A 25,895-nucleotide genomic window follows, 5' to 3' on the forward strand; every position below is an offset into this window, starting at 1 on the left:
GGTTCACCGCCGGTCGTAGGCGTGCGCCGCCTCCGCCGGTGACGTGGCCGCCGCACACCCGGCCAGCCGGGTCGCCCACGCGTGGGTGAGCTCGCGGAGCTCGGCCGGCTCACGCACCACGAACGGCAGGCCGAGGCCGGCGAGCACCGCCGGCAGCCAGTCCAGCCGCTCGGCCCGCAGCCGCACCAGCACCCACCCCGGCCCGTCCGGCCCGTTGCGCCGGTCCGGCTCGCCCGGCCCACCCGGCCCGTCCGGCGTCGCCGGCTCGATCGTCGCGAGGCCCTCGGGCAGGCGCGCCCGCACGTCCTCCACGGCGCCGCGGACCAGCACGGCCACCCGGTGCCGCCACGGGGTCGCGGCCAGGCCCGACCGCACCGACGCGCCCGGGTCGAAGCCCTCCGGCACCGCGAACGAGCCCTCGACGATCCGGGCGAGGACGATCCGGTCCAGGCGGAACGTGCGGACCCGGCCCGAGGCGGAGTCGGCGCCGGTCACGTACCAGCGTCCGGAGCGGGCCACCATCCCGTACGGGCAGAGGGTCCGCTCGGTGCGCCGGCCCGCGCGGTCGGTGTAGGCGATGGCCGCCGGCCGGCGCAGCCGGATCGCCTCGGCCAGCCGCAGCATCAGAGCCGCCTCGGGCGGGACCGGTGCGCTCCGGCTGAGGAACGACGTGCTCCCGAAGAGCGCGTCGAGGCGGGCGGCCAGCGGCTTGGGCAGCACCCGGCGCACCTTCGCGGCGGCGGACTCCTGCCCGGTCGCGACCAGGCCGAGCATGACCGCCAGGGCCTCCTCGTCGGTCAGCATGAGCGGCGGCATCCGGAAGCCGGGCGCGAGCCGGTAGCCGCCGTGGCGACCGCGGACCGACTCGACCGGCACTTCCAGGTCGAGCAGGTGCTCCACGTACCGCCGCACCGTCCGCTCGTCCAGGCCGAGCCGTGCGGCCAGGCCGGACGCGGTGTGGGTGCCGCCGCGCTGCAGGATCTCGAGAAGCGCGAGCACGCGCGCGGTCGGCCGGGTCACATTGCTCAAAATACCGGGCGGATCCTGTCCGGTATCGGCTCTAGCGTCGCTCCCATGAATCTCACTTCGATCCGCATCATCACTGCCGACGTCGACCGGCTCACGACCTTCTACGAGCGGGTCACCGGCATCCCGGCCCGCCGGCACACGCCCGACTTCGCCGAGATCGTCACTCCGGGCGCGACGCTCGCCATCGGCAGCGTGCGGACGGTCGGCGCCGCCGCGCCCGCCGCCAACCGGACCGCGATCGTGGAGTTCCGGGTCGACGACGTCGATGCCGAGTTCGCCCGGCTGCGCGATGTCATCGATCTCGTGCAGGAGCCGACCACGATGCCGTGGGGCAACCGGTCCCTGCTGTTCCGCGACCCCGACGGCACGCTGGTGAACCTGTTTAAGCTGCCGGCGTGACCGAAGCCGTGATCGTCGACGTCGACCGGTTCGCCGCGCTGTTCCCGGTCGTCCACCAGCGATACCTGGCCACGCCCTCGCCTCGCGCATCACGGCCGCCTATCACCAGGGCAACACGCGGTTCCGCAAGCCGGACCCGCGCGTGTTCGACGAGCTGCTCGCCGAGACCGGGTTCCGGCCGGAACAGTGCGTCTACGTCGGTGACTCGCCGGGCGACGCGCTGGCGGCCGGCGGCGCCGGCATCCGGTTCATCGCCTGCCTGCAGAGCGGCGTGCGGCGGCTGGACGAGTTCCACCCGCGCCATCTCACCGCCGCCGTCGGCACGTTCCCCGAGATCCTGCCGGCGATCAGAGCTTTGCCTCTTCGGGGCGGCGGTCCGGGCGCAGCCCGCGCCAGCTCGAGTGGCGGAGACGGCCGTCCTCGGTGAAGCTGCGGTACTCGACCTCGCCGACCACGCTCGGCTCCACCCAGATCGCGCCGCGGGCGTCGCGGCGGGGCACATCGCCGGCCGCCGGCTCGGCGGTGACCAGCGGTTTCAGCTGGGCCTGCAGCGCGTGCAGGGCCGCGTCGGTGAAGCCGGTCCCGACGCCGCCGGCGAACGACAGCTTTCCACCGCGGTAGAGCCCGACCAGGAGCGCGCCGATCGTGCCGGCCCGCCGGCCCTCGCCCTCCTTGAAACCCAGGATCACGACCTCCTGCGTACGGATGAACGGCGCCTTGATCCAGTCGGGCGACCGCCGCCCGGGCGCATAGGGCGCCGCCAGCCGCTTGGCCACCACGCCCTCCAGCCCGCGCTCGCGTGACTCCTCGACCACCTCGCCCGGGTCGTCGGCGACGAACGACGGCGGCACCTGGAGACCGCCGAGCTTCTCCAGCCGGGCCCGGCGCTCGCTGAACGGCTTCGCGACCAGCGACGTCCGGCCCTCGCCGAGCAGGTCGAAGACGTTGTAGCGCAGCGGCGTCCCGGAGATCAGCTCGGCGCTCGGCTCGTGCACGCCCATCCGGCGCTGGAGGCGCGCGAACGACGGCCGGCCGTGCGCGTCGGGCGCCACGATCTCGCCGTCGAGCACCAGCGTGCCCAGGCCACGGACCGCGTCGGCGACGTCCGGATAGGCGGCCGTCACATCCCTCTCGTTGCGGCTCAGGATGCGTACGTCATCGCCCTCGATGTAGACGACGGCGCGCACGCCATCCCATTTGTACTCGTAAGCCCAGCCACCGCCCGTCGGCAAGGTGCCCGGAGTGGCCAGCATGGGCGGTATGGGAGCGGGGAACGTCACCAGATCATTGGACACCCGCGGCCCGGCCCGGCGGTACCGTTGCCGGATGAGCCAAACCGAGACCGCCGTCCTGGCCGGCGGCTGCTTCTGGGGCATGCAGCAACTCATCCGCCGCCGTCCCGGCGTGCTCGGCACGCGGGTCGGCTACACCGGCGGCGACGTGCCGAACGCGACCTACTACCACCACGGCACCCACGCCGAGGCCATCGAGATCACCTTCGACCCGGCGGTCACCTCGTACCGGCAGATCCTGGAGTTCTTCTTCCAGATCCACGACCCGACGACGCTGAACCGCCAGGGCAACGACGTCGGCCTCAGCTACCGGTCGGCCATCTTCTACACCAGCGACGAGCAGAAGAGCGTCGCCGAGGACACGATCGCCGACGTGGAGGCCTCCGGCCTGTGGCCCGGCAAGGTCGTCACCGCGGTCGAGCCGGCCGGCCCGTTCTGGGAGGCCGAGCCCGAGCACCAGGACTACCTGGAGCGCATCCCGAACGGCTACACCTGCCACTTCCCCCGGCCGGACTGGGTGCTCCCGCGCCGCAACGGCTAGTTGGCTCGAGGAAATCCAGCACCTCGGTGGCGAAGCGGTCGGGCGCCAGGCTGTGTACGCGATGACCGACCGGAATCGTGGCGAGGCGGGCGCCCGGGATGGCGGCCGCCGCGTCGGCCAGCCGCCCCGGCGGGATGCAGCTGGCCGGCCCGCCGGAGAGCATCAGCGTCGGGTGGGTGACCGCGGCCAGCCGCTCCCACCAGCCCGGATCGGGCCGGGACAGCTGGCGCAGCAGCGAGCCCAGCGCCCGCAGGTGATAGTCGCGCCGGACGGTCAGGATGCCGAACGCCGCGGCGTAGGCGCCGACCGAGTGCCCGATCAGGACGGTGTCGCGCAGGTCCAGCCGGTGGAGAACGCCGAGGAGGTCGTCGCGGAGGCTCGGCAGCGCGTAGGTCGCCGGGCGGTGTTTACCAGAGCGTAAGGAGCACGACGATGGATCGGCTGGATCGCATCGCCGCCGACGTGCTGGGCATCGGGCTGCGGCCGGCGCAGCGCCGCGCGCTCACCGCCCTGACCGGGCACGGCGACACGCTGGCCGTGCTCCCGACCGGCAGCGGGAAGAGCGCGATCTACCAGGTCGGCGGACTCGCGCTGGGCGGGCTGACCGTGGTCGTCTCGCCGCTCATCGCCCTCCAGCGCGATCAGATGCGGTCGATGGAGGCGCGCGGCACGGTGCGGGCGGTCATGCTCAACTCGGCCCAGCACCACGCCGAGCGGGCCGCCGCCCTCGCCGAGCTCGACGGCGGCCGGGCCGACTTCCTGATGCTCGGTCCCGAGCAGCTGGCCAACGCCGAGACGATGGCCGCCGTCGCCGGCAGCCCGCGCCCGATCACGCTGGTCGCGGTCGACGAGGCCCACCTGGTCAGCGAGTGGGGTCACGACTTCCGCCCCGAGTACCTGCGCCTGGCCGACGTGGTCGAGCGGGCCGGCCGTCCGCCGGTGCTGGCGCTGACCGCGACCGCCGCGCCGCCGGTGCAGGCGGACATCACGCGTCAGCTGCGCATGCGTGATCCCCAGGTGATCGTGGCCGACTTCGACCGACCCAACATCTCCCTGGCCGTACGCCGCGCGCGGCACGACCTTCCCGAGGACCGGGCGATCGATGACCGTACGGTCGAGGTCGTGCTCGCCCACGACGGGCCGGCCCTGGTCTACGCCCTCAGCCACGCGCGGTGCGAGAGCCTGGCCGCCCGCCTGCGGCTCGACGCGTACCGGGCGCAGCCGTACCACGCCGGGCTGCCCGCCGCCCGCCGCGCCGGGATCCAGGACGCGTTCTTCGCCGGCCGGCTCGACGTGGTCGTCGCCACCAGCGCGTTCGGCATGGGCATCGACAAGCCCGACGTGCGCACCGTCGTCCACGCCGGCGTGCCCGGCAGCCTCGACGAGTACTACCAGGAGATCGGCCGGGCCGGGCGGGACGGGAAACCGGCGAGCGCCGTCCTGGTCTACGACCCGCGCACCGTACGCATCCCGCGCCTGCTGGCCGCGAAGTCGAAACTCGGCGAGGCCACGGTGCACGCCGTCATCGACGCGATCGAGGCCGCGACCGGCCGCATCACCGTCAAGGAGCTGGCCGGGGCCAGTGGCGCCGGCCGCCCCTCGGTGAGCCGCGTCGTCGACGAGCTGCTCGAGCTGGGCTTGGTCCGCCCCGACGGCAACGACGCGGTGCTGGCCGCCCCGATGGGTGACGCGTTCCGCCAGGTGACCGCCGCCGGTGACCGTCGCCAGGCGATCCTGCGCTCCCGCATCGAGGCCGCCCGCGGCTACGCCGAGTCGACCCACTGCCGCCGGGCCGACCTGCTCGGCTACTTCGGCGAGCGGTACGACCCGCCCTGCGGTTCCTGCGACAACGACCACCACGCGGCGGCGGCCCCGCCGCACCACGCGGCGCACCACGCGGTGGCCGTCCCGCCGCGCCGGGCGGCGGCCGCGCCCGGCAGCACGCGCGTTCGCCACCGCCTGTGGGGCCCGGGCACCATCCTGAGCCGTGACGACCACGAGCTGGTGGTCGCGTTCGACTCGGTCGGCTATCGCCACCTGACCGCGGCGTCCCTGACCAACGGTCTGCTCACCACCGAGTAGCCGGGTGCGCGAACGGGTTAGTCCGGTCGGTCGCCCTCCTACGGGCGACTGACCTGCGGCTTTGCGGTCGGCATAGTCGCCGCATGAGTTCGCGTGTATCCAGCGTCCCCGGCACCGCCTCCTGACGGGCATGGCGTGGTTGATGACGGCCGCGGCCGGCGCGGCGACCGCGTGGGGGATCTCCGACTTCCTCGCCGGCCTGCTGGCGCGCCGGCTGCCGGTCCTGACGATCCTGGTGGGATCGCGGATCGCGGCGATGGTGCTCGCGCTCCTCGCCGCGGCCGTACGCGGACTGCCCGCCACCTGGGACAACCGCCTGTGGCTGGGCGTGGCCGCCGGGGTCGTGGGGTTGCCGGCGATGGGCCTGCTCTACCGCGCCATGCGGGACGGGACGCCGTCGGTGGTGGCCCCGGTCGCCGCGGTCGCCGCGCTGGTGCCGGTCGGCTGGGGCGTGCTGCACGGCGAGCGCCTGGGGCTGGGCGCCGGCCTCGGCGTGGCGGCCGGCCTCCTCGGCGCCACGATGGCGAGCTGGCCGGTGCCCAGCGGAGCCCAGCACCGCCGGCGCCGTACGGCGAACCTCTGCGCCCTGGGCGCCGCGCTCGGCTTCGGGATCTACTTCGTGCTGTTGCCCGAGGCAGGCGAGGCCGACCAGTTCTGGGCGCTGGCACTGGCCCGCATAACCGAGGGAATCGGCGCGCTCATCCTGGTGCTCGCCCTGCGCCGCGGCGACCGCAACCTGCTGCGCCCCCCGATCGTCTTCGTCGGCCTCTCCGACGCCCTGGCCGACGTCGCCTTCCTGACCGCCGCCGTAGCCGCCCTGGCCCCCGCCGCCGTGGTCGCGTCCCTCTACCCGGCGGTCACCCTGCTGCTGAACCGTTCGGTGCTACGCGAGCGTCTGCACACCATCCATTTGTACGGCGTGGTGGCCGCCGTCTTCAGCGTGGCGTGCCTGGCCCGGTGAGCGTGGGTCGGGCCCCTGCCTGCGCCGGCCCGCGTCGGCCCGCACCCGCCCACGCCGGTCCCGCGGCTGGTCCTCTGCTGCGGCAGAGTGCGCTGAGCGGGCTGCCCTGGGGATAACCGCTGAAAAGTGTCATACCCGGGCCGTAACCTGAGCCCCACCCAGTTACGGGTGGGGTGGGTTAGGGCTTCGGCGCGAGCAAAACCGGCAAATCCGAAGGCGTGCCAAACCTCGCATCTGGTTGCGTAGCGAACGCGGACGTTCCACGGAGAACCAACAACGACACCGGACCGGCTCACGAAAGCGCGGCAACGTGAACCCGAGCACCGGTTCCGAAGTGCTGCCGGCGGAGATCCTGGACGACGTGGCCGCCACGATCGGAACAGAGGTGACTCTTTAGGCCGCCTGCACGGAGGCGTCAACGGGGACGCTCTGCGCGTCCGGTTGGCCGGAAGCGCGGATGCCAAGCGACCGGCCGGGAATCGGGTGTCGCCTGGGACGAGCCGCCGAAACGGTCCTACGCCGGCGCGTGTTCCGCGGCCCAGTCGCGCGGGGTCAGGAACCGCTCGCGCATCTCGGCCTCGGGGGTGCCCGGCTCCGGCCGCACGTCGAAGGACCATCCCGCCAGCGGGGGCAGTGACATGAGGATGGCCTCGATGTTGCCGCCGGTCTGCAGCCCGAACCGCGTGCCCCGGTCGTAGACCAGGTTGAACTCGACATAGCGACCACGCCGGTGGAGTTGCCAACGGCGCTCCCTTTCCCCGTACGCCTGGAGCATGCGCCGCCGCACGATGGGCAGATAGGCCACCGGCATTGGTGTCGATCCCGCGGCGCACGAAGGCGAAGGCCCGCTCGAAGCCGTCGGCGCCGCCCGGCCGCAGGCCGTCGAAGAAGATGCCGCCCACGCCGCGCGTCTCCCGGCGGTGCGGCAGGTAGAAGTACCGGTCGCAGGCGTCCTTGGCCGACGGGTAGAACGACGGATCGTATTCGTCGCAGTAATCCCGGAGCGTGCGGTGGAAATGGGCGGCGTCCTCGGCGTACCCGTAAGAGGGAGTGAGGTCGGCGCCGCCGCCGAACCACCACGTTTCCCCGCCCATCTCGAAATATCGGAAGTTGGCGTGGAAGGACGGCACGTGCGGATTGCGGGGATGCACCACGATCGAGAGGCCGGTCGCGAAGAACCCGGCCGCCGGATCCACCCCGTGCTCGGCCGCGATCGACGGTGGCGCCTCGTCGCCGTGCACGGCCGAGACGTTGACCCCGGCCCGCTCGAAGACCGCGCCGTCCTCGAGGATCCGCGCCTCGCCGCCGCCCCCGCCCGGCCGCTCCCAGCGATGCGGCGCCAGACGGCCGGGCCCGTCGCAGGACTCCAGAGCGCGGCCGAACGCCTCCTGCCCGGCCCGCATGACCTCGACAATCCGCTCGCGGCGGGTGCTCATCGTTCCGTCCCCCGAAGATCGATGATCGTCTCGGAGGAACTTAGCAGCGAATCGGGATCGATATAGTCACGGCCATGGCCCCGCTCGACGACCTCGTCGCTCGCTATCTGTCGCCGGCCGTGACCGCGCACTGCGAGAACTCGTCGGTCGAGCTCGTGGTCGACGGCCGGCACTGGATGGGGCGCATGCGCGAGCTGCTGACGTCGCTCGGGCCGGGCGATGCGGCGTACATCTGCGGTCTGCAGCTGGAGCCGGAGATGGACCTGACCGGCAAGCGCCCGGGCGAGGCCGGCTACCAGCCGCTCGGCGACCTGCTGGCCCGGCTCGCCGGCAACGGGGTCGACGTCCGGGTGATCCTGGCCGGCGCGGTGGTGAGCAGCAGCATCGCCCGGCCGACGATCGGGCCGTTCCACCAGAACGTGGCCGCCGCCCACCGGCTGCGGCACTGGCGCACGGCCGCGGCCGGTCCCTCGCCGCTGGCCAAGCGGGTCGTGCTGGACTGGTCCGGCTCCGGCATCGGCTCCAACCATCAGAAGATCACCCTGGTGCGGCGCGGCGACGAGCTGACCGCCGCGGTCGGCGGGATCGACTACGCGGCCAACCGGTTCGACGAGACGCCGCACCGGCGGCAGACCGTGCGCGGCGGCCGCTGGGGCTGGCACGACGCCGGCGCCATCCTGCGCGGACCGGCCGCCGGCGACGTCTGGCGGGTCCTGCGGATGCGCTGGACCGGCGCGGTGAACCTGCCCCGGCGGCGGTACCTGTGGCCGACGCTCAAGGGCATGCCGCTGATCAACCCGCCCGGCCTCACCGACGAGATCGGCCCGGCGCCGGCCCAGCCCGCCCGGGAGGCGCCCGGCTCGGCCTGCCAGGTGCTGCGGTCGGTCGGGCCCTGGTACATCGACTCGGTGCTGCCGTGGGAGCGCCGGCACTACAGCGACGTCGCGCCCGAGGGCGTGCACGAGGTCTATCTGACGCTGGTGCAGGCGATCGGGGCGGCGCGGCGGTACGTCTACGTGGAGGACCAGTACTTCCGCGAGTACCCGGGCGGCGACCACCGGTTCGAGCTGTACGCGCACCTGCGGGCGGCGGCGGCCCGCGGCGTGAAGGTCATCCTGGTCGGCTCGGGCTCCCGCGACCCGGCCGAGGGCTCGCCGCTGATCAACGCCACGATCAACGCCGATCTCCAGAAGAAGGTCCTCGACCCGCTGCCGCAGCAGCTGCGGCGCAACGTCGGTCTCTGGCGCGTCGAACACCTCACGGTGCATTCGAAGATCGTCATCGTCGACGACGAGTTCGCGGCGGTGGGCTCGGCGAACCTGTTCAGCCGGTCGATGGCCGGGGTGGACACCGAGCTCACGGCGGCGATGGTGACCTCCGGCGACGAGGTACGCGATCTGCGCGTACGCCTCTGGGCCGAGCACCTGCGCACACCGCTGACCGGCGAGCTCCGCAAGCACCTCGACGACCTCGACCTGGCCCTCGGCGTGTTCCGTCCCGAGTGGCTGCCCCCGGACGCGCCGGCCGGCTCGTGGCGTACCACCGGCATGCCGGCCGGCTTCGACCCGATCGAGTCGGTGCTCACCCTCGTGGGTCCACCGTGACCCGCCGCCCCGGCCGGTGCCAGGCGACGCGCTGCACCAGCAGCGTGAGCACGCCGGCCAGCACGATCGCGGTCACGTTGACGAGCAGTTGCACGGCCGAGCCGGCCGCCTCGTCGGTGACGCCGTAGGACAGGGCGACCGCGGCGTTGGCGGCGGCCGGCACCGTGGTCACCGAGATCAGCACGCCGACCAGCGTGCCGGCCTTGGCCGAGGTCAGCGACAGCATTCCGGCGACGCCGGCCAGGAAGCCGACCACCCAGCTGAGCGCGTCCGGCTGCCAGATGAAACTGGTCAGCGGCCGGTCGGCGAGCAGCATGTCCTTGCTGACCAGCCCGGCCGCGTCCAGCAGCCAGGTGGTGAGCACGGTGACCGCCATGCCCACCGGGAAACCGACGGCGAGCGCGCCCAGCGCCCGGCCGGCCAGCCGCGGCCGGCGGCGCACGAGCCCGACGCAGAGCGCGGCCAGCGGCCCGAACTCGGGACCCACGACCATCGCGCCGACGATGAGGATCGGCTGGTCGAGCAGCACCCCGATGCCGGCGATCACGGTGGCCACCGCCATGAAGACGAGGTACGCCGCCGACAGCCGCGACTCCTCCCCGGTGGCCTGCTCGATCTGCTCCCACACCACCGCGTCCACGCCGAAGCCGGGCGCCCGGCGCTCGGCCCGGTCGGCCGAGCGGGACAGAGACACGTCGACCGTCTCCAGCATGATCGACCCGTCCCGCTCCAGGCCGAGACCGCGCAGCCGGCCCAGCAGCGCGCTGGCACCCTCCCGGGCCACGTCGCAGGTAATCAGGTCGCCGGCCGGATCGCGGGCGACGCCGGGGAACACCACCACGTGGGTCGCCGCCACGTCGTCGGCGAGCAGCCGCTCGACCCGGGCGGTGCGGTCGGCCGGGCTGATGATCCGCAGGTGCAGCACGGCGACCATTGGACCATGCGCCGGGCGGTGGAGCCGGGCCGCGACCGGGGAGGAGGGGCCGCGACCGGGGGAGCCGGGCCGCGACCGGGGAGGAGGGGCCGCGACCGGGGGAGCCGGGCCGCGACCGGGGCAGCCGGGCCGCGACCGGGGCGGCCGGGCTGTCAGGCGCCGGGCCGGTGCGCCGCCGGGACGCGGTTGCGCAGGTCGGCCATCAGCCGCAGGTGGTTGTCGACGCCGTCCGGCGCGAGGTTGTAGAAGAGCACATGACCGACGCCGGCCTCGGCCAGCCGCTCGAGGTCGCCGGCGATCTCGGCCGGGGAGCCACCCAGGTAGGGGCGGCCGTCGCCGAGCGGGCCGGCGGTGATCGGCACGTTGGCCCGGGCGGTGACGGTGAGCGTGGCCGGGTCGCGTCCCTCGGCCTTCGCCGCGTCGTGGAACGTCGTCACGGCCGCGGCCAGTTGCTCGTACGAGAACGCATTGGGGTTGATTCCGTCGGCGATGCGCGCGGCGCGTCTGATGCCCGCCTCGCCGTTCGAGCCGATGATGATCGGCACGTGCGCCTGCACCGGCTTGGGATTGACCTCGGACGCCTCGATCTCGTAGAACCGCCCGCGATACTCCACCGGATCCGGTCCCCAGCACGCCCGCATCGCCGCGACCATCTCGTCGAAGCCGGCTCCGCGGCGCTTGAGCGGCACGTTGGCGGTGGCGAACTCCTGCGGCATCCAGCCCTGCCCGATGCCGGCGATGACCCGCCCGCCGCTGAACTGGTCGAGCGTCGCATAGCGCCGGGCGAGCACCACCGGCGCGTGGAAGAGGGCGTCGATGATGCTGGTGCCGAGCTTGATGCGCGCGGTCGTCCCGGCGACAAAACTGAGGGTCTCGAGCGGCTCGTACGTCTCCCGGTAGTCCTCCGGAATGCGCTGCAGCTCGCCGTCCGGCCCCGGCATGATCTTGGCCATCGGCCGGAGCAGCCGCTCATATGTCCAGAGGGCGTCGTATTGAAGGTCTTCGGCCTCCTTTGCGACCCGCTTGATGTTCGCCACCGAGGCCATCGGCCCGGACGTCGGCAGTGCGATCCCCAGTTCCACGATCGGTTCTCCCCCGTTCGGCTACCTCCGGTGGTACCAGACGCGCCCGACAATGCCCTATGCCGACGGTCACAACGGCGCGCGGGCGGCGCGGCGGCCGCGCTCCACCCTGCGCCGCGCTTGTCGCACGCCGCAGTCGACAGACGGACACGGCCGCCGCGGTTGACCCGATCATGGCCGAACAGGGATGCTTCTGCCGCCCGCGCGGCGGTGGCATCCGGTCGGATGGCGGCGTAGCTTCCGATTAGCCCGCATTGATGGAAGGACACGTTGACCGCGATCTTCGGCACGGCGGCGGGGTCACTCTCGGATCTCGAGGTGATCTCGCAGCTCGGGCGCGGAGCCGACACGGTCGTCTATCGGGTGCGGCGCCGCGGCGCCGACTACACGCTCAAGGTGCTGACCTCGGCCGATGCGCAATCCCTGACGTCCGTACGCCGGGAGGCCGCCCTCCTCGGCTCGGTCGGCCACCCGCTGCTGCCCCGCATCTTCGAGGTCGGCCAGACGTCCACCGGGCCCTACCTGATCCTGGAGTACATCGACGGCTTCCCGCTGGCCAGAACTCTTCGAAACGGGCGTCTGGACGAGCCGGCCGCGATCCGGCTGGCGATCGATCTGGTCGAGCCGCTGGCGGCGGCGCACCGGGCCGGGCTCGTGCACCGGGACGTGAAGCCGGACAACGTGATCGTGGAGCCGGGCGGCGGCGCGCGGCTGATCGACTTCGGGCTGGCGGCCCGCGGCGGCGCGCAGGGCGACCGGGTCGCCGGGACGCTGCTCTACAGCGCGCCCGAGCAGACCGGCATGCTGAAGCGGCCGATCGACGGGCGGTCCGACCTCTACGCGCTGGGCGTCCTGCTCTACGAGTGCGTCACCGGCCGGCTGCCGTACTACTCGAAGGACGCCGGCGAGCTCATCCGCAAGCACGCCACCGCGCCGGTGCCGAACGCGCGGACGCTGGCGCCGGAGCTGACCGCCACGATGGCCGCGATCATCGCGACGCTGATGGCCAAGGATCCCGACGACCGCTACCAGAGCGGCGAGAGCCTGCTCGGCGACCTGCGCCGGCTGGCCTCGGAGCCGGGCGCGGCGTTCCCGGTGGCGCCGGCCGGCCGGTCGGACGGCGAGCCGGGCGGACCCCGCCGGCTGGTCGGGCGGGACGAGGAAGTGGTCACGCTGGCCCACCGCTGGCTGCGGGCCCGCGACGGCGGCGGGGGAGCGGTCGTGGTCGAGGGCCCGGCCGGCGCCGGCAAGACCCGGCTGGTGCGGGAGCTGACCAACGCGGTGGCCTCCGACGGCGATCTGATCCTGTACGGCAAGTGCGTCCCGGACGACCCGGTGCCGCTGGCGCCCCTGCGCGGCGCCGTCGAGCGGTACCTGCGGACCGTCGAGCGGCTGCCACCGGCCGACCGGGACCGCGCGGTCGAGCGGCTGCGCCGGGCGGCCGGTCGCGGCGGCCCGCTGTTGCGGACCCTGTCGCCGCTGCTCGCCGATCTCGTGCACGCGCCCGACATCGGCGAGGTCAACCGCCACGAGCAGTTCGCCGGCGCGGTCGGGGCGTTCCTGATCGGACTGGCCGAGGAGTTCCAGGCGGCGGTGCTGCACATCGACGACGTGCAGTGGCTGGACGAGCCGACCCGCCGGGTGCTGCAGCGGGTGACCGCCCGGCTGCCGGTGACGCCGCTGCTGGTCATCGCCACCAGCCGGGACGACGAGGCGAGCCTGGCCGCGCTCGACCGGTTCGGCGCCGATATGGACGCCGCCCTGGACACCCGCATCCCGCTCGGCCCGCTCGATCAGGACGCGGTGGAGGAGCTGGTCACCGAGCACCTGGGCGCCGTACGCCTGCCGGCCGGCCACGTCGAGGAGCTGGCGGCCCGGGCCGGCGGCAACCCGTTCACGGTCGGCGAGTACGTGCGGGCCGTCCTCGACGCCGGCCTGGTCACGCCCTCGTGGGAGGGCTGGCAGCTGGACCTGGCCGACCTCGACCGCCTCGAGCTGACCGGCGACGCCGTCGACCTGGTGCTGCAGCGCATCGACGGCCTCGGCCCGGAGAGCCACCGGCTGCTGGCCGCGGGCGCCGCCGGTGGCCGCTGGTTCCCGGCCGAGCTGGCCGCCGCCGTCTGCGAGATGGAACCGCGCCGGGCCCGCGTCCTGCTGGCCGAGGCCGAGTCGCGGCGGCTGGTCACCGCGTCCGGCAGCGACGGCTACCGGTTCCTGCACGACCGGATCCGCGAGGCGCTGCTGCTCGGCCTGGACGAGCCCGCGCTGCGCGAGGTGCACCAGCGCATCGCCGAGGTGCTCGACGCGGCCGCGCCCGGCGACCCCCGCTACATCTACGCCGTCGCCCGCCACTACGCGCTCGGCGAGACGTCCCGCCGCCCGCAGCGGGTCTACTTCAGCGGCTTCGCGGCCGGCCGGCTCGCCCTGGCCGAGCACGCGCCGCGCGAGGCCCGCGACTTCCTCGACGTCGCCGCCCGCTCGGCCGCGGCCGCCGGGGTCACGCCGCCGCCCGACTTCTTCCTCGCGCTCGGCACCAGCTGTGCCCGCTCGGGCCGGTTCGCCGAGGCGCATCAGCACCTCGACCAGGCGCTGCGGGGCGAGCCCGACCGGCTGGGCCGGGCCGAGATCCTGGCCCAGGAGGCGATGGTCCACAACAGCGCGTGGAACCCGGACCGCGCCTTCGACGCGGTCCGCCGGGGACTCGCCGAGCTCGGCGCGCCGCTGCCCCGCGGCCGGATCGGGCTCGCCCTCACCACGATCTGGTCGGTGCTGCTCGGCCTCTTCGTCGGCCGCACCGGCATCGGCTTCGGCACGGCCCAGGGCCGCGATCGCGAGCGCTATCGGCTCGAGGCCGTCCTCTGCGACATCGGGACGCTGGCGCTGTCGATGCGGATGCGCCGGGCCATGCGCGCGGTCATGGGCCTGCGCGCGCTCTACCCGATCAACCGGCTCGGTCCCGGCCGGGAGTACGCCCAGCAGATGGCCGGCCTCGGGGTGGTGGCCGACGTGGCCGGCCGGCGGAAGCTCGCAACCCGCCTCTACGACCGGGCGGCCGAGGTCGCGGCCGAGATCGGCGACCCCGAGCTGGTCGGCTTCGTCGAGTGGAAGCGCGGCGCCGGCGCGTACCTGGGCGGTCACGACGACGAGAGCCGGATCTGGAGCCGGGCGCTGGTCGACCACGAGCGCTGGCTCGAGCTCGGCGACTACCTGACCGGCGTGTCCACCATGGCCATGCAGTTCTTCAAGCGCGGCTGCACGCCCGAGGCCGAGACCTGGTACCGCCGCGGGCAGGCCCGCCTCGGTCCGGGCGCGGAGGCCGAGGGCGCGGCGATCGGCGCGGTCGGCGCGGTGCTGGCGGCGCAGCGCGGACGGCCCGAGGAGGCCGAGGCCCGCATCGACGAGCTGCGCCGGTTCCTGCGGGCCAACCCCGACAATCCCCTGCAACTGATCAACCTGTACGGCGCCCGGATGGTCGCCCTGGTCGAGCAGGGCCGCGTGGACGAGCCGTTCGAGCGGCTCACCAGCGAGTTCGCGGCGCTCGGCCTCAAGCCCGGGGCGATGGTCCCCGAGCAGCGCGTCTACTACGTCTACGAGGCACTGGGACGGCTCGCCCGCTGCCGCGGCGCCCTGGACGCCGGCCGGCACGACACGGTGGAGGCCGGCCGGCACGAGAAGCCGCCGGCCGCGACCGACCCGGGCAAGGAACGAGCCGCCGCCGAGGCCGCCGTCGCCCGGCTGGCCAAGATGGCCGACACCAAGCCGTTGCGCGCGTTCCACCTGGTCGCCCGGGCCGACCTCGAGGTGCTGGCCGGTCGGCCGGCCGACGCGCTGCGCACGCTCGGCGGCGTCGAGGCCGAGCTCGTCCCGCTCGACGCGCCGCTCATCGCGTACGAGACCGCCCGGGTGAGAGCCCGCGCCCTGCTCGCCCTGGAGCAACCCACCGGCGCCGCGCAGCAGGCGCGGCTCGCCCAGATGATCGCCGTCGAGCAGGATTGGCCGCAGCGGTCGCGCTGGATCAGCGACGAGTTCCGGGTGAGCCGGCACTCCTCGACGCAGCCGGGGTCGATCACCTTCACCGACGAGCCCGTCTCGCCGCCGCCCCCGGGCGGTGATCCCGGCCGCTACCAGCGCCGGCTGGAGGCGTTGCAGCAGGTCAGCCTGGCGTCGGCGACGGTGCTGGACCCGACCGCGCTGGCCCGGGTCGCCCTCGACGAGACCCTGCGGATCCTCGGCGCCGAGCGGGCGTACCTCTTCCTGCTCGACCGCGACCGCAACGAGCTGGTCCCGCACGTCGGCCGCGACGCGCAGGGCAACGACATCCGCGAGCTCACCGGTTACAGCACCACGCTGGTCGACCGCGTGCGGCACTCGGGGGAGCCGCTGGTGGTGACCGGCAGCGAGGAGGGCGTGGCGCTCGGCTCGCACAGCGTGCAGGTCCACGGCCTGCGCAGCATCATGATCGCCCCGCTGCGGTTCAGCGGCCAGCTGCGCGGCCTGGTCTATCTGGACAGCCGGATCGCGAAGGGCGTCTTCACCCGCGCCGACGTCGACATCCTGAAGGCGATCACCAACCACATCGCGGTGTCGCTGGAGACCGCCCGGGCCGCCCAGCTCGAGGTCGCGGTGCAGGCCGCGCACCGGCAGCGCAACGTGGCCGAGACCCTGCGCGCGGCGATGGCCGACCAGAGCTCGTCGCTCGACCCCGACGAGGTGATGCGCCGGCTGCTGGCCAGCCTCACCCGCACGCTCGGCGGCGACACGGCCGTGCTGCTGAGCCGGGTCGGCCACGAGGGGCTGGTGGTCGCGGCCGCGCACGGCGCCGCCGCGGCGGTCGGCACGCTGCTGCCGTCGGCGCCGCCGGACCTGCTCGACCTGGCCGGACCGCGGGCGCGCACGGTCTTCCCGGGGGACCGGACGCCGTTTGGCGGCGTGCTCGGGACGCCGCGCTGCTGGTGGGCCCACCAGGTGGCGCAGCGGGGGGAGCAGTTCGGCTACCTGCTGATCGGGGCGACCGGCGAGGGCGTGATGACCGAGGCCCAGATCCAGATCGCCGCCGCCATCGCCGATCAGGGCATGACCGCGTACGAGAATGCCCTGCTCTTCAGCCAGGTGCGGCGGATGGCCACGATCGACGGTCTGACCGGGCTGTTCAACCGCAACCACTTCTTCGGCGAGGCCGGGCGGCGGGTGGGCGCGGCCCGGGAGCAGGGCCGGCCGGTGGCGGCGATCATGGTGGACATCGACCACTTCAAGCGCATCAACGACACGTACGGTCACCCGGTCGGCGACGAGGTCATCCGGATGGTCGCCCGGCGGCTGCGGGACACGCTCGGCGCGGGCGACGTGCTCGGCCGCTACGGTGGCGAGGAGTTCGCCGTGGTCACCGCGCAGACGTCGATGCCGGCCGGAAAGTTGGCCGAGCGGCTGCACCGGGCGGTGTCGGGCCAGGCGGTGCCGACCGACGCCGGCCCGCTGCCGGTCACGATCAGCGTGGGCCTGGCCGCCCCCGACGGCGACCAGGATCTCCAGCAGCTGCTGGCCCGCGCGGACGCGGCGCTCTACCAGGCGAAACAGAGCGGCCGCGACCGCGTCTGCGTCGGCTGAGCGTCAGCCGGCCGGCGTCGCCAGCCGGTTGAGGGCCAGGGCGCCGACCAGCAGCCCGAAGTCGCGCAGGGCCACGTCGTAGTAGTCGCCGAGAATCAGCAGGTTGCCGATGATGCCGGCCAGCCACAGCGCGACCACGAGCGCGCCGAGCCGCGGCCGCACGGCGACGAGCACGCCGGCCACGATCTCGATCACCCCGACGACGTACATGAACTGCTGCGCCGTGCCCGGGACGAGGTGATCGACCCACGGCGCCAGATAGCCCGGCCAGTCGGTCATCAGATTGACGAACTTGTCCAGCCCGAACAGGATCGGCGCCGCCGTGAAAACGGTGCGGAGCAGCAGATATGCCTGCTGCGTCGGGGTGCTCGTGCGGAGCGTCTCGGTCACCACGGTCATCTCACTCCTTCTAAAAGCCCGTTTCCCGTACGCTAGAAAGCTCGCGTTCTAAAGTCAAGCGACCGGTGCTTTACACTCGGATCATGGCTGTCCGCCCGCTGCCCGACCGTCTCGCCGCCCTGGCCGCGCTCGACGACCCCGTGCGCAGGGCCGTCTTCGACCTGGTGTCCCGGGCCGAGGCGCCGGTGAGTCGCGACGCCGCCGCCGAGGCGCTCGGCGTGACCCGCCGGATCGCCGCCATGCACCTGGACCGGCTGGCCGAGGAGGGCCTGCTCGAGTTCGAGTTCCGCCGCCCGCCCGGCCGCGGCGGTCCCGGCGCCGGGCGGCCGGCCAAGCTCTACCGGCGGGCCGGCGACGAGGTCGCGGTCTCGGTGCCGGAACGCCATTACGACGTGATCGGCTCCCTGCTCGCCGACGCGGTGTCCGAGTCGATCGCTTCCGGCGAGGCGGTGCAGGACGTGCTGCACCGAACGGCCTACGAGTCCGGCCGCGCGTGGGCCGCCGAGACGGACGACCTCGACGCGGCCCTGGCCGGCGCCGGGTACGAGCCGTCCGTCACCGAGCCGGGCACGATCACGTTGCGGAACTGCCCTTTCCACCGGCTGGCCCGGCAGTACACGTCGCTGGTCTGCAACGTGAACCTCGACCTGCTGCGCGGCGTGGTGGAGGGCTCGCCGTTCCGCGCCGTGCTCGACCCGCGTCCCGGCCAGTGCTGCGTACGGCTGCTGCCGGCCTGATCGCGCGGCGGCTGCTGCCGGCCTGATCGCGCGGCGGCTGCTGCGGGCCTGGTCGCGCGGCGGAAAATGTCGGTGGGTGGGGCTAGCGTGCTCGCATGTCGGTGGAGGAGCGTTTCGAGCATCTGGTCGACGAGCTGACGGCCGTCGACGGCGTCACGCCGCCCGCCCCCGGGCGCGGCTTCGGCTCTGCGGCGCTGAAGTTCCGCGGCAAGATCTTCGCCATGCTGGTCCGCGGCCACCTGGTGGTCAAGTTGCCGAGGGCCCGGGTGAGCGAGCTGGTGGCGGCGGGCGCGGGCGTCCCTTTCGACGCCAACAAGGGCACGCCGATGAAGGAGTGGTTCACACTCGACGAGCCGTCCCCGTTGTCCTGGTCGGCGCTGGCACGCGAGGCGCTCACCCACGCCGGCGCCGCCCGCTGAGCGCGCCCGCCGGCTGAGCGCGCCTGCCCGCTGGGCGCGCCTGCCCGCTGGGCGCGCCTGCCCGCTGGGCGCGCCTGCCCGCTGGGCGCGCCTGCCCGCTGGGCGCGCCTGCCCGCTGGGCGCGCCTGCCCGCCGAACGCGCCCGCCCGCTCTCCTTCACCGGCGCGGCCGACCTCGCTCGCCCGGCGCACCCTCTCGCCCAGCGGGCGGGCGGAGAGTCTGACACGCTCGAGACGTGACGGATGCCGACGGGGACGGTGGGGCCACGGTGGAACCGAACGGCGACATCGAGCTTGGCCCGGGCGAGCCCGCGGCCGGGCCGTGGCGAGTCCAGCCTCTGCCGGTCTTTGCCCGCTCCGTGGTCCGGGCGGCCGAAGCCTCGGACGGGCGGCTGGGCGGGAATCCGGGTGGCCGGCTGTGGGGCAACGTGGACGGCCGCCCAGATAACGATTCAGGCGGCCAGCCGCGTGACGTCGCCGGCGGCCAACCGCGTGACGTCGCGGGCGGGCGGCCGCGTGACGTCGCCGGCGGGCGGCCGCGTGGCGACGCCGGCGGGCGGCCGCGTGTGATCGCGGTCGACGGGCGGGGTGGGGGTGGAAAGACGACGCTCGCCGGGCGGCTTGCGCGCGCTCTGGGTGCGGCCGCTGTTGTGCACTCCGACGACGTGGCCTGGGCGCACTCGCGGTTCGGGTGGGACGACCTGATGATCGACGGGATTCTGGAACCGCTGCGCGCCGGTGGGGCGGTTCGCTATCGGCCGCCGGGGTGGGAGCGGGACGGGCGCGACGGGCACATCGAGGTGCCGGCGGGGCTGGCGACCGTGATCGTCGAGGGCGTCGGCGTCTCCCGCGAAACGCTCGCACCCTACCTCGACGTGGCGATCTGGGTGCAGTCCGACTACGCCGAGGCGAAACGCCGGGGCGTGCGGCGGGACATGGCCGAGGAGGGGCGCGACGCCGAGGAGGCCGACCGCAACTGGGAGGAGTGGGAGGCGGAGGAGGTGCCCTTCCTGCTCGGTGACCGGCCGTGGCGGCGCGCGCGGTTCATCGTCGGCACCGCGTCGGCGCTGGCTCACGACCCCGCGACGGAAGTGGTGGTCAGCGACGGGCCGGCCGGGCACGTCGCCGATGTTGCGCCGCGGCGGGAGACGGATTAGATCCATAGATATGGATACTTCGGCGCTCTTCCGGCGCAAGCCGGTCGAGGACATCACGGACGAGGGCTCGGCCGGCCTGAACCGGTCGCTGGGGCTCTTCCAACTGACCGCGATCGGCGTCGGCGGCATCATCGGCGCCGGCATCTTCGCGCTGGCCGGGGCGGTGGCCAACAAGACCGCGGGGCCGGCCGTCGTCATCTCGTTCCTGATCGCGGGCGTGGCCTCGGCGTGTGCGGCCCTCTCCTACGCCGAGTTCGCCGGCCTGATTCCGCGGGCCGGCTCGGCGTACACGTACGGATATGCGGTTTTGGGGGAGGTTGTCGGCTGGTTCATCGGGTGGGATCTGCTGCTCGAGTACACGGCGATCGTCTCGGTGGTCGCGATCGGCATCTCCGGCTACTTCTCGTTCCTGCTCGACGACATCGGCATCCACCTGCCGAAGTGGGTGCTCGGCGCGCCCGGGACCGGCGACGGCCATGTGGTGGATCTCTTCGCCATGCTGTTGTGCCTGCTCATCGCGTACCTGCTGAATCAGGGCATCCGCGCCGCGGCCCGCACCGAGACCGCCGTCGTGGCCATCAAGGTCGCCGTGGTCCTGCTCGTCATCGTGGTCGGCGCCTTCCACATCGACACCGCGAACTACCACCCGTTCTTCCCGTTCGGCATCGGCGGCGCGATCACCGGCGCGTCCACGGTCTTCTTCGCCGTCTTCGGCTACGACGCGATGAGCACCGCGGCCGAGGAGTCCAAGGACGCCCGGCGGCACATGCCCAAGGCGATCATCTGGTCGCTGGTCATTTCCATGATCCTGTACGTGCTGGCGTGCCTGGTCCTGACCGGCATGCAGCACTACACCGAGATCGACCCGGAGAGCGGCTTCTCGTCTGCCTTCGCCGCGGTCGGGCTCTCCGGCCTGGCCGACGTCATCGCGGTCGGCGCGATCATCGGCATCCTCACCGTGATGTTCACGTTCATGCTCGGCGTGACCCGGGTCTGGTACTCGATGAGCCGCGACGGGCTGCTGCCGGCCTGGTTCTCCGGCCTGCACCCGGCCCGGCAGGTGCCGCACCGGGTGACCTGGATCGCCGGCGCGGTGTCGGCCCTGATCGCCGGCTTCCTGCCGATCGAGGAGGCGGCGGAGCTGACCAACATCGGCATCCTGCTCGCCTTCGTGGTCGTCTGCGTCGCGGTGATCGTGCTGCGCTACCGGCGTCCCGAGCTGCCGCGCGCGTTCCGCCTGCCGGCCATGCCGGTCGTTCCCGCGCTCGGTGTGGTCTTCTCGCTCTGGCTGATCACGTACCTTTCCCCGGTCACCTGGTTGCGGTTCGCCGTCTGGTTCGTGCTCGGCATCCTGGTGTACGCCTTCTACGGCCGCCGCCATTCCGCCTTGAACCGCTGATCGGCCGCCGGTCAGCGCTTCTGCTCGCGCGTGCACCACCAGGTCGTCCGGCCGCCGACGACGCCGCGGGTCATCGGGGCGTCGTCGCGCGGGCACCGGCCGCCCGCGTGCCGATGGGCCACGATGGTCAGCGTGTGCACGCCGCCGTCGCGCAGCGCGGCGCCCACGGCCTCGCGGGTGGCGGCGAAGAGCCGCTTCGTCTCGGCCCGGGTCAGCTCGTCGCCGGGCCGGGCCGGGTAGACGCGGGCCTGCCACAGGATCTCGTCGGCGAGCAGGTTGCCGATTCCGGCGATCCGGTGCTGTTCCATGAGCCGCGCCTTGACCGGCGCCGTCCCGCCGGTGACCGCCCGCGCGAAGTCGGCGGCGGTGATGGTCGCCGCGTCCGGACCGAGGACCTCCACCGGCGGGTCGAGCCGGATCCGGCCCAGCCGCCGGGGGTCGACCAGCATCATCCGCCCGCCGTCCGCGAACGTCACCGTGAACCGCGCCCACCGGTAGTCGCCCGGCCCGCGGCGCCCCTCCCAGTAGTCCCCGCCGTCGATCTCGGTGCCGTCCACATCAGAAATCACGATTTTTCCGGACATGCCGAGGTGAATGCCGAGGATCGGGCCGCCGCCGGAGGTCTCGCACCACATGCTCTTGCCCCGCCGGTGCGCGGCGACCAGCTCCCGGCCGACCAGCGCGGCGCGGATGTCACCGGGCCGGTGCGGCCGGCAGACGTACGCGTCGCTGTCGTCGACCTCCACGATCGGGCGGCCCAGCGCCGCCCGCTCGACGACCGACCGGGCCGACTCGACTTCCGGCAGCTCGGGCATCGTCCTCCTCCGGCGCGTGGGGCCGGCGGCGCCCGTGCGGCCGGCGGCGGGGATCTTGCCAGGACTCTATCCGGCGCCGCGCCACGGAGCCGGTGCCGCCCGCGAGCCGACCTCCCGCGGCGCGCCGGCGGGCCCCACGGCGGCCCGGCAGCGGGTCGGCGGGCACCTCGGCGGCCCGGCAGCGGGTCGGCGGGCACCTCGGCGGCCCGGCAGCGGGCCGGCGGGTTCCACGGCGGCCCGGCGGGCCCAGCGGCGGCCGGCAGCGCACCGGCGGGCCCACGGCGTCGTTACGGAGAGCACCGGGGTGCCGAAGCCGAGCCGCTAATCGGCCCGGAACGCCAGCCCAGCCGCGTCCATCGCCGCTCGCAGATGCTGGAGAGCGTAGGGCCCGACGCCGTGCAGCGCCCGCACCTCGGCCTCGCTGAGCTCGGCGACCCGCTCCGAGCTGACCGCGCCGCGCGCGGTGAGCGCCCGGGGCGCGGCCGCGCCCAGGTGCGGCAGCGGGATGCCCGGCTCGGGCGCCGGCCCCCGGGGAACCGGCCGGCGGTGGCCCTCGTGGTCGAGGACGGCGGCGCCGCGCGCCGAGAGGCGGTAGCCGATGTCGAGCGACTCGGTCAGGCCGCGCTCCTTGAGCTTGCGCACGTTCTGCTTGAACGCCGGCGTGTCCCGCCCCATCCGCTGCGCGAGGTCCGGCGCCCGGACCGCCGGCAGCTCGTCGATCAGCAGCAGCGTCGCCCGGGTCCACGGCCCGGTCGCCGAGGCGCGGTCGAGCCGATCGAGCCACCGGATGATCTCGTCGATCTCCGCCGGGTCGGGGATCGACTCCCGCAACGCCTGCCGCGGGTCCGCGCCCGCGTACCGCAACCCGATCCGGTACACCGGCCGGTCGGGGCGCACCCGGTCCAGCCCCTGCCGGAGCGCGGCCAGCGACGCCGCGCCGGCCCGGCGGGCGTCGGCGGCCGACAGCGAGCTCACCGCCACGCGGTCGAGCGACGTGACCTCGACCAGCCCGACCGCGGTGCGCATCCGGGTGCCGACCCGGACCCGGGGCCGGTCCCAGCGGCGGAACGCCACGTCGATGTCGCCGGCCCGGATCGCCGCCAGCTCGGCCGGACGAATCTGCATGCCCTAGTTCAGCACACCGCCACGCACCCGGACCGCCGGCGCGGCCCTACGGCGGGCCCTCGCGGTCGAGGCCGCCGGCGTAGTCGCCCGGGCTCTCCGTCTCTTTGCCGCCGGATTCGTCGCCGGGCTCGTCGACGACGAACTGCTCGTGCTCGTCGGCGAAGTCGCCGGTCTGGTCATCGGGGTCGCCGAGCGGCCGGAGGTCACTCCCGGCGGCCGCATCCGGTCCGGATTTGGGCATGTCTCTGGCTTCCCGCCCACGACCCACCCAAACGCAAGCCGGGGCGTACACCGTCAGAATGGGCCGATGACGATCTCCGCCGACGACTCCGGCCGGGTCCGGATCGTGACCGCCGTTCTCCGCGACGGCGACCGGGTGCTGCTGTGTCACCGCAGCCCCGGGCGCCGTCATAACCCCGACGTCTGGGACCTGCCGGGCGGTCATGTCGAGGAGGGGGAGAAGCCGGAGGCGAGCCTGGTCCGGGAGCTCCGGGAGGAGCTGGGTATCACGGCGCCGGAGCCGGCCGGGCCGCCGCTGCACGAGTTCCGGACCGGGCTGGTCCACATGCGGATCTGGTTGGTCGAGAAGTGGACTGGAACACCCGTCAACGCCGCTCCGGAGGAGCACGACGCGATGGGCTGGTTCCGGACGGCGGACCTCGGCGGCCTGCGTCTCGCCCACGAGTCGTACCTGGCGATGCTGACCGCCGTGACCTCGCCGCAGCCCCGCGTGAGCCACGGGACAGGACCTAGCGCGTGCGGAACGGCGCCAGCGTCGCGCGGATGATGTCGGCCGCTCCCCAGTCGTCGTCGAACTGGGCCAGCACGGCCAGGTGCTGCCGCAGCTGGATGAGGGGCATCCGGGCCGGCCAGCCGGGGTCCAGGGCGGTCAGCTCGGCGTAGAGCGCGAAGAACCGGTGGGCCTCGGGCGGCGGCGCGGTGGTCCACACGTGCGCGAGGTCGACCTCGGCCCACGTGTACGACACGGCCGGGTCGATCAGCGCGGGACGGCCGTCCGGCGTGGCCATCAGGTTCTGGCTCCACAGGTCGCCGTGGGTCAGGCAGGCCGGGCGCGCCGGCAGCAGCTCGGGCAGCCGGTGGCACAGCCGCTCCAGGGCGGCGCGGTCGGCGGCGTCCAGGGCGGCGTCGACGCGCGGTTCGCCGAGCCAGCGCAGGAGGCGGTGCTCGGCGAAGAAGGCGAAGCCGTCGCCGGTCCAGGCGTTGGTCTGCCGGCGGCGGCCCAGCCAGTTGTCGCGGTGCCAGCCGAACCGCGGGTGGATCGTGCTGCGGTGCTGGTGGGCGAGCGCGTGGGCGAACTTCTCCCAGAAGCTCTCGTCGGCGGGCCGCGGCCGCAGGACCGACAGCACCAGCAGCTCCCGGTCGGCGCGGATCACCTCCGGGGTCGCCATCCCGCCGAGCTCGCGCAGCGCGGTCAGCCCCTCGGCCTCGGCGGCGAAGACGTCGTCGTCGGGCGGGTCGGCGAAAGCCTTGACGAACAACGGCGGCGCGTCCCGGCGGGTGGCGATGCCGGCGAGCGCGGCCAGGCCACCCGTCGCGGGGGTCACCGACCGGACATCGCCGATCCCGGCTCGATGAAGGCGCTCCCGCAGGAACGTCGCCGCTTGCGTCACGCGCTGGATCACATCACACGCGGACGACCGAAAGGGTCACCCCGGCGGCCAGGCGGTACGGGTTGGTGGCGACCAGGGCGCCGACGGTGCGGCGCAGGCGGCTTATCTCGGCCCGCACGGTCACCACGTGGGCGGCATCGCCGTACAGGAAATGGCTGATCTGACCGGCCGTGAGCCCGCCGGGGCCGCAACTGTGCAACAAGGCCAGGATGTCGGCGTGGCGGCGGGTCAGCGGGGTGCGCCACGGGTCGCCCTCACCACGTACCTCCAGGATCGGGTCGGCCGTGAGATCGAGGGTCGCGGTGATCGCGGTGTGCGGGCCGGCCGGGCGGACCAGCCACCCCTCGGGCAGGCGCTCGGCCCGGCAGAGACCCAGGCCGGGAACGCCGAGCGGGACGCCCTCGCGTGGGGCGCCGATCCGGTCGCGGGCCGACACGCCGGACGCGTGGGCCACCCAGCCGTGGTCGTCGACGATCAGGAGCGGGCCCCGGGCGGTGCCGGTGACGTGCGCGGCCGAGCGGCGCAGGCGGTCCAGGCGGTCGGCGTGGTGCCGCCACAGCTGCGCCTCGGCCAGGCGGACGCCGGTCTCGACCAGCGCGCCGATCGCCGGGTGCAGGGTGAGCGCGGGGCCGCTGACGTCGACGATGCCGAGCAGGTCGCCGGTGCGCGGGTCGTGCACCGGGTGGGCCGAGCAGTACCAGGCGTGCTGGGCCTGCTCGAAGTGCTCGGCCGAGAACAGCTGGACGGGCGCGGCCTCGACCAGGGCGGTACCGATCGCGTTGGTGCCGACGGCGGCCTCGGTCCACAGCGCGCCCTCGCCGAAGCCGAGCGCGTCGGCCCGGTGCCGCAGGGACGTGGGACCGGCCCGCCACAGGATGCGCCCGTCGGCGTCGGTGACGACCAGCAGGAACGCGGCGTCCTGGGCGATCCGCAGCAGGTCGGCGGCGACCGGGGCGAGGCCGGAGGCGCGGCGTCGGCGCTCGAGCTCGCCGGGCGGTACGGGGTCGCGGGCGTTGGCGCGGGACGGGTCGAGGCCGAGCCCGAGCACCCGCGTCCACGAGCGCTCGACCAGCGCGCGGGGGCGGTGCGGCGGACGGTCGCCGGCCAGCACCGCGTCGTGCACCCGGAGCAGGTCACGGGCGTACCGGGAGAGGTCGGTGCCAGGGCGCACGGCGCTGTAGCCGCCCTCGCCCACGCCGAAACCCACGCCGAAACCAACGCCGAAACCCACGCCGTCGCCCACGCCTGAG

General features: G+C 74.0%; 24 protein-coding genes and 1 pseudogene. 13 read left to right on the forward strand and 12 right to left on the reverse strand.

The genetic code is table 11. The features are described 5' to 3' along the window. Positions 1–3: 3 nt before the first annotated feature. A complete protein-coding gene (locus tag ACQP2F_RS11645; RefSeq protein WP_433303306.1) occupies positions 4–1,020 on the reverse strand; it encodes a helix-turn-helix transcriptional regulator in 1,017 nt (338 codons plus the stop codon). A 54-nt stretch (positions 1,021–1,074) separates the two neighbouring features. Here ACQP2F_RS11645 and ACQP2F_RS11650 point away from each other — a divergent pair, with 54 nt between their 5' ends. Together ACQP2F_RS11650 and ACQP2F_RS11655 are read left to right on the forward strand one after the other, a co-directional pair. Beyond that, entirely contained in the window at positions 1,075–1,428 is a 354-nt protein-coding gene (locus tag ACQP2F_RS11650) for a VOC family protein (protein ID WP_433303307.1), read from the forward strand. Between the two features lie 142 nt (positions 1,429–1,570). Further along, positions 1,571–1,855, forward strand: coding sequence for an HAD hydrolase-like protein (locus ACQP2F_RS11655; protein WP_433303309.1), 285 nt, complete (start codon positions 1,571–1,573; stop codon positions 1,853–1,855). On the opposite strand, the gene ligD is transcribed toward ACQP2F_RS11655, so the two are convergent. Next, entirely contained in the window at positions 1,776–2,681 is a 906-nt protein-coding gene (gene ligD / locus ACQP2F_RS11660) for a non-homologous end-joining DNA ligase (RefSeq protein WP_433303311.1), read from the reverse strand. The two genes, ACQP2F_RS11655 and ligD, sit on opposite strands and share 80 nt — an antisense overlap. Before the next feature lie 73 nt (positions 2,682–2,754). On the opposite strand from ligD, the gene msrA reads away from it, so the two are divergent. The 4 genes from msrA (at position 2,755) to ACQP2F_RS11680 (ending at position 6,304) form a co-directional block, all read left to right on the forward strand. Further along, entirely contained in the window at positions 2,755–3,261 is a 507-nt protein-coding gene (msrA, locus tag ACQP2F_RS11665) for a peptide-methionine (S)-S-oxide reductase MsrA (protein WP_433303312.1), read from the forward strand. A gap of 77 nt (positions 3,262–3,338) precedes the next feature. Next, positions 3,339–3,518, forward strand: a complete 180-nt coding sequence (locus tag ACQP2F_RS11670) for a hypothetical protein (RefSeq protein WP_433303314.1) — start codon at positions 3,339–3,341, stop codon at positions 3,516–3,518. Between the two features lie 175 nt (positions 3,519–3,693). After that, positions 3,694–5,343, forward strand: a complete 1,650-nt coding sequence (locus tag ACQP2F_RS11675) for a RecQ family ATP-dependent DNA helicase (protein ID WP_433303316.1) — start codon at positions 3,694–3,696, stop codon at positions 5,341–5,343. 130 nt (positions 5,344–5,473) lie between these two features. Then, the gene (locus ACQP2F_RS11680; protein WP_433303318.1) at positions 5,474–6,304 is read left to right on the forward strand and encodes an EamA family transporter; all 831 of its coding nucleotides are present in this window, start codon (positions 5,474–5,476) and stop codon (positions 6,302–6,304) included. Positions 6,305–6,818: 514 nt separating this feature from the next. Here the strand turns inward: ACQP2F_RS11680 and ACQP2F_RS11685 are convergent. Next, on the reverse strand, positions 6,819–7,109 hold the full coding sequence (locus tag ACQP2F_RS11685; RefSeq protein ID WP_433303320.1) for a coproporphyrinogen III oxidase: 291 nt from the start codon (positions 7,107–7,109) through the stop codon (positions 6,819–6,821). Between the two features lie 73 nt (positions 7,110–7,182). Continuing rightward, positions 7,183–7,740, reverse strand: a pseudogene (locus ACQP2F_RS11690) (coproporphyrinogen III oxidase); the annotation flags it as partial. A gap of 74 nt (positions 7,741–7,814) precedes the next feature. Here ACQP2F_RS11690 and ACQP2F_RS11695 point away from each other — a divergent pair. Beyond that, positions 7,815–9,344 (forward strand): phospholipase D-like domain-containing protein, encoded by a 1,530-nt coding sequence (locus tag ACQP2F_RS11695; RefSeq protein ID WP_433303322.1) that lies wholly within the window; start codon positions 7,815–7,817, stop codon positions 9,342–9,344. Here ACQP2F_RS11695 and ACQP2F_RS11700 read toward each other — a convergent pair. Both ACQP2F_RS11700 and ACQP2F_RS11705 read right to left on the reverse strand, forming a co-directional pair. After that, positions 9,322–10,278, reverse strand: coding sequence for a DUF389 domain-containing protein (locus ACQP2F_RS11700; protein WP_433303325.1), 957 nt, complete (start codon positions 10,276–10,278; stop codon positions 9,322–9,324). The two genes, ACQP2F_RS11695 and ACQP2F_RS11700, sit on opposite strands and share 23 nt — an antisense overlap. A 152-nt stretch (positions 10,279–10,430) precedes the next feature. After that, positions 10,431–11,360: a TIGR03619 family F420-dependent LLM class oxidoreductase gene (locus tag ACQP2F_RS11705; RefSeq protein ID WP_433303327.1), complete on the reverse strand. Its 930-nt coding sequence runs from the start codon at positions 11,358–11,360 to the stop codon at positions 10,431–10,433. 270 nt (positions 11,361–11,630) lie between these two features. On the opposite strand from ACQP2F_RS11705, the gene ACQP2F_RS11710 reads away from it, so the two are divergent. Continuing rightward, complete coding sequence (locus ACQP2F_RS11710; RefSeq protein WP_433303328.1) at positions 11,631–16,964, forward strand: diguanylate cyclase; 5,334 nt, start codon at positions 11,631–11,633, stop codon at positions 16,962–16,964. A gap of 3 nt (positions 16,965–16,967) precedes the next feature. On the opposite strand, the gene ACQP2F_RS11715 is transcribed toward ACQP2F_RS11710, so the two are convergent. Further along, positions 16,968–17,363 (reverse strand): hypothetical protein, encoded by a 396-nt coding sequence (locus tag ACQP2F_RS11715; RefSeq protein ID WP_433303330.1) that lies wholly within the window; start codon positions 17,361–17,363, stop codon positions 16,968–16,970. Positions 17,364–17,446: 83 nt separating this feature from the next. On the opposite strand from ACQP2F_RS11715, the gene ACQP2F_RS11720 reads away from it, so the two are divergent. The 4 genes from ACQP2F_RS11720 to ACQP2F_RS11735 all read left to right on the forward strand — a co-directional run bounded on the left by ACQP2F_RS11720 (position 17,447) and on the right by ACQP2F_RS11735 (position 21,074). Beyond that, on the forward strand, positions 17,447–18,100 hold the full coding sequence (locus ACQP2F_RS11720) for a helix-turn-helix transcriptional regulator (RefSeq protein ID WP_433303332.1): 654 nt from the start codon (positions 17,447–17,449) through the stop codon (positions 18,098–18,100). A 95-nt stretch (positions 18,101–18,195) separates the two neighbouring features. Continuing rightward, positions 18,196–18,519, forward strand: coding sequence for a hypothetical protein (locus ACQP2F_RS11725; RefSeq protein ID WP_433303334.1), 324 nt, complete (start codon positions 18,196–18,198; stop codon positions 18,517–18,519). 235 nt (positions 18,520–18,754) lie between these two features. Then, entirely contained in the window at positions 18,755–19,675 is a 921-nt protein-coding gene (locus ACQP2F_RS11730; RefSeq protein WP_433303335.1) for a uridine kinase family protein, read from the forward strand. A 10-nt stretch (positions 19,676–19,685) separates the two neighbouring features. After that, entirely contained in the window at positions 19,686–21,074 is a 1,389-nt protein-coding gene (locus ACQP2F_RS11735; RefSeq protein ID WP_433303337.1) for an amino acid permease, read from the forward strand. A gap of 11 nt (positions 21,075–21,085) precedes the next feature. On the opposite strand, the gene ACQP2F_RS11740 is transcribed toward ACQP2F_RS11735, so the two are convergent. The 3 genes from ACQP2F_RS11740 to ACQP2F_RS11750 all read right to left on the reverse strand — a co-directional run bounded on the left by ACQP2F_RS11740 (position 21,086) and on the right by ACQP2F_RS11750 (position 23,255). Next, the gene (locus ACQP2F_RS11740) at positions 21,086–21,889 is read right to left on the reverse strand and encodes an Fpg/Nei family DNA glycosylase (RefSeq protein ID WP_433303339.1); all 804 of its coding nucleotides are present in this window, start codon (positions 21,887–21,889) and stop codon (positions 21,086–21,088) included. A 321-nt stretch (positions 21,890–22,210) separates the two neighbouring features. Next, positions 22,211–23,014: a hypothetical protein gene (locus ACQP2F_RS11745; protein ID WP_433303341.1), complete on the reverse strand. Its 804-nt coding sequence runs from the start codon at positions 23,012–23,014 to the stop codon at positions 22,211–22,213. A 46-nt stretch (positions 23,015–23,060) separates the two neighbouring features. Next, positions 23,061–23,255 carry a hypothetical protein gene (locus tag ACQP2F_RS11750; protein WP_433303343.1) on the reverse strand — a complete coding sequence of 65 codons (195 nt, stop codon included), beginning with the start codon at positions 23,253–23,255 and terminating at the stop codon, positions 23,061–23,063. Between the two features lie 66 nt (positions 23,256–23,321). Here ACQP2F_RS11750 and ACQP2F_RS11755 point away from each other — a divergent pair, with 66 nt between their 5' ends. After that, positions 23,322–23,801, forward strand: a complete 480-nt coding sequence (locus ACQP2F_RS11755; RefSeq protein WP_433303345.1) for an NUDIX domain-containing protein — start codon at positions 23,322–23,324, stop codon at positions 23,799–23,801. Here the strand turns inward: ACQP2F_RS11755 and ACQP2F_RS11760 are convergent. Together ACQP2F_RS11760 and ACQP2F_RS11765 are read right to left on the reverse strand one after the other, a co-directional pair. Further along, positions 23,764–24,645, reverse strand: a complete 882-nt coding sequence (locus ACQP2F_RS11760) for a fructosamine kinase family protein (RefSeq protein ID WP_433303347.1) — start codon at positions 24,643–24,645, stop codon at positions 23,764–23,766. The genes ACQP2F_RS11755 and ACQP2F_RS11760 overlap by 38 nt on opposite strands. A gap of 13 nt (positions 24,646–24,658) precedes the next feature. Further along, on the reverse strand, positions 24,659–25,888 hold the full coding sequence (locus tag ACQP2F_RS11765) for a GAF domain-containing protein (RefSeq protein WP_433303349.1): 1,230 nt from the start codon (positions 25,886–25,888) through the stop codon (positions 24,659–24,661). Positions 25,889–25,895: the final 7 nt, after the last annotated feature.

It is taken from the genome of Actinoplanes sp. CA-030573 (assembly GCF_050951115.1).
In the GTDB taxonomy this organism is placed as follows: Bacteria; Actinomycetota; Actinomycetes; order Mycobacteriales; family Micromonosporaceae; genus Actinoplanes.

Excerpts from the sequence above, each read along its gene's own strand:
- ACQP2F_RS11650 (WP_433303307.1), top strand. The coding sequence starts at position 1,075 with ATGAATCTCACTTCGATCCGCATCATCACTGCCGACGTCGACCGGCTC.
- ligD (WP_433303311.1), bottom strand. The coding sequence starts at position 2,681 with ATGCTGGCCACTCCGGGCACCTTGCCGACGGGCGGTGGCTGGGCTTAC.
- msrA (WP_433303312.1), top strand. The coding sequence starts at position 2,755 with ATGAGCCAAACCGAGACCGCCGTCCTGGCCGGCGGCTGCTTCTGGGGC.
- ACQP2F_RS11675 (WP_433303316.1), top strand. The coding sequence starts at position 3,694 with ATGGATCGGCTGGATCGCATCGCCGCCGACGTGCTGGGCATCGGGCTG.
- ACQP2F_RS11680 (WP_433303318.1), top strand. The coding sequence starts at position 5,474 with ATGGCGTGGTTGATGACGGCCGCGGCCGGCGCGGCGACCGCGTGGGGG.
- ACQP2F_RS11695 (WP_433303322.1), top strand. The coding sequence starts at position 7,815 with ATGGCCCCGCTCGACGACCTCGTCGCTCGCTATCTGTCGCCGGCCGTG.
- ACQP2F_RS11700 (WP_433303325.1), bottom strand. The coding sequence starts at position 10,278 with ATGGTCGCCGTGCTGCACCTGCGGATCATCAGCCCGGCCGACCGCACC.
- ACQP2F_RS11715 (WP_433303330.1), bottom strand. The coding sequence starts at position 17,363 with ATGACCGTGGTGACCGAGACGCTCCGCACGAGCACCCCGACGCAGCAG.
- ACQP2F_RS11720 (WP_433303332.1), top strand. The coding sequence starts at position 17,447 with ATGGCTGTCCGCCCGCTGCCCGACCGTCTCGCCGCCCTGGCCGCGCTC.
- ACQP2F_RS11725 (WP_433303334.1), top strand. The coding sequence starts at position 18,196 with ATGTCGGTGGAGGAGCGTTTCGAGCATCTGGTCGACGAGCTGACGGCC.
- ACQP2F_RS11735 (WP_433303337.1), top strand. The coding sequence starts at position 19,686 with ATGGATACTTCGGCGCTCTTCCGGCGCAAGCCGGTCGAGGACATCACG.
- ACQP2F_RS11740 (WP_433303339.1), bottom strand. The coding sequence starts at position 21,889 with ATGCCCGAGCTGCCGGAAGTCGAGTCGGCCCGGTCGGTCGTCGAGCGG.
- ACQP2F_RS11745 (WP_433303341.1), bottom strand. The coding sequence starts at position 23,014 with ATGCAGATTCGTCCGGCCGAGCTGGCGGCGATCCGGGCCGGCGACATC.
- ACQP2F_RS11750 (WP_433303343.1), bottom strand. The coding sequence starts at position 23,255 with ATGCCCAAATCCGGACCGGATGCGGCCGCCGGGAGTGACCTCCGGCCG.
- ACQP2F_RS11755 (WP_433303345.1), top strand. The coding sequence starts at position 23,322 with ATGACGATCTCCGCCGACGACTCCGGCCGGGTCCGGATCGTGACCGCC.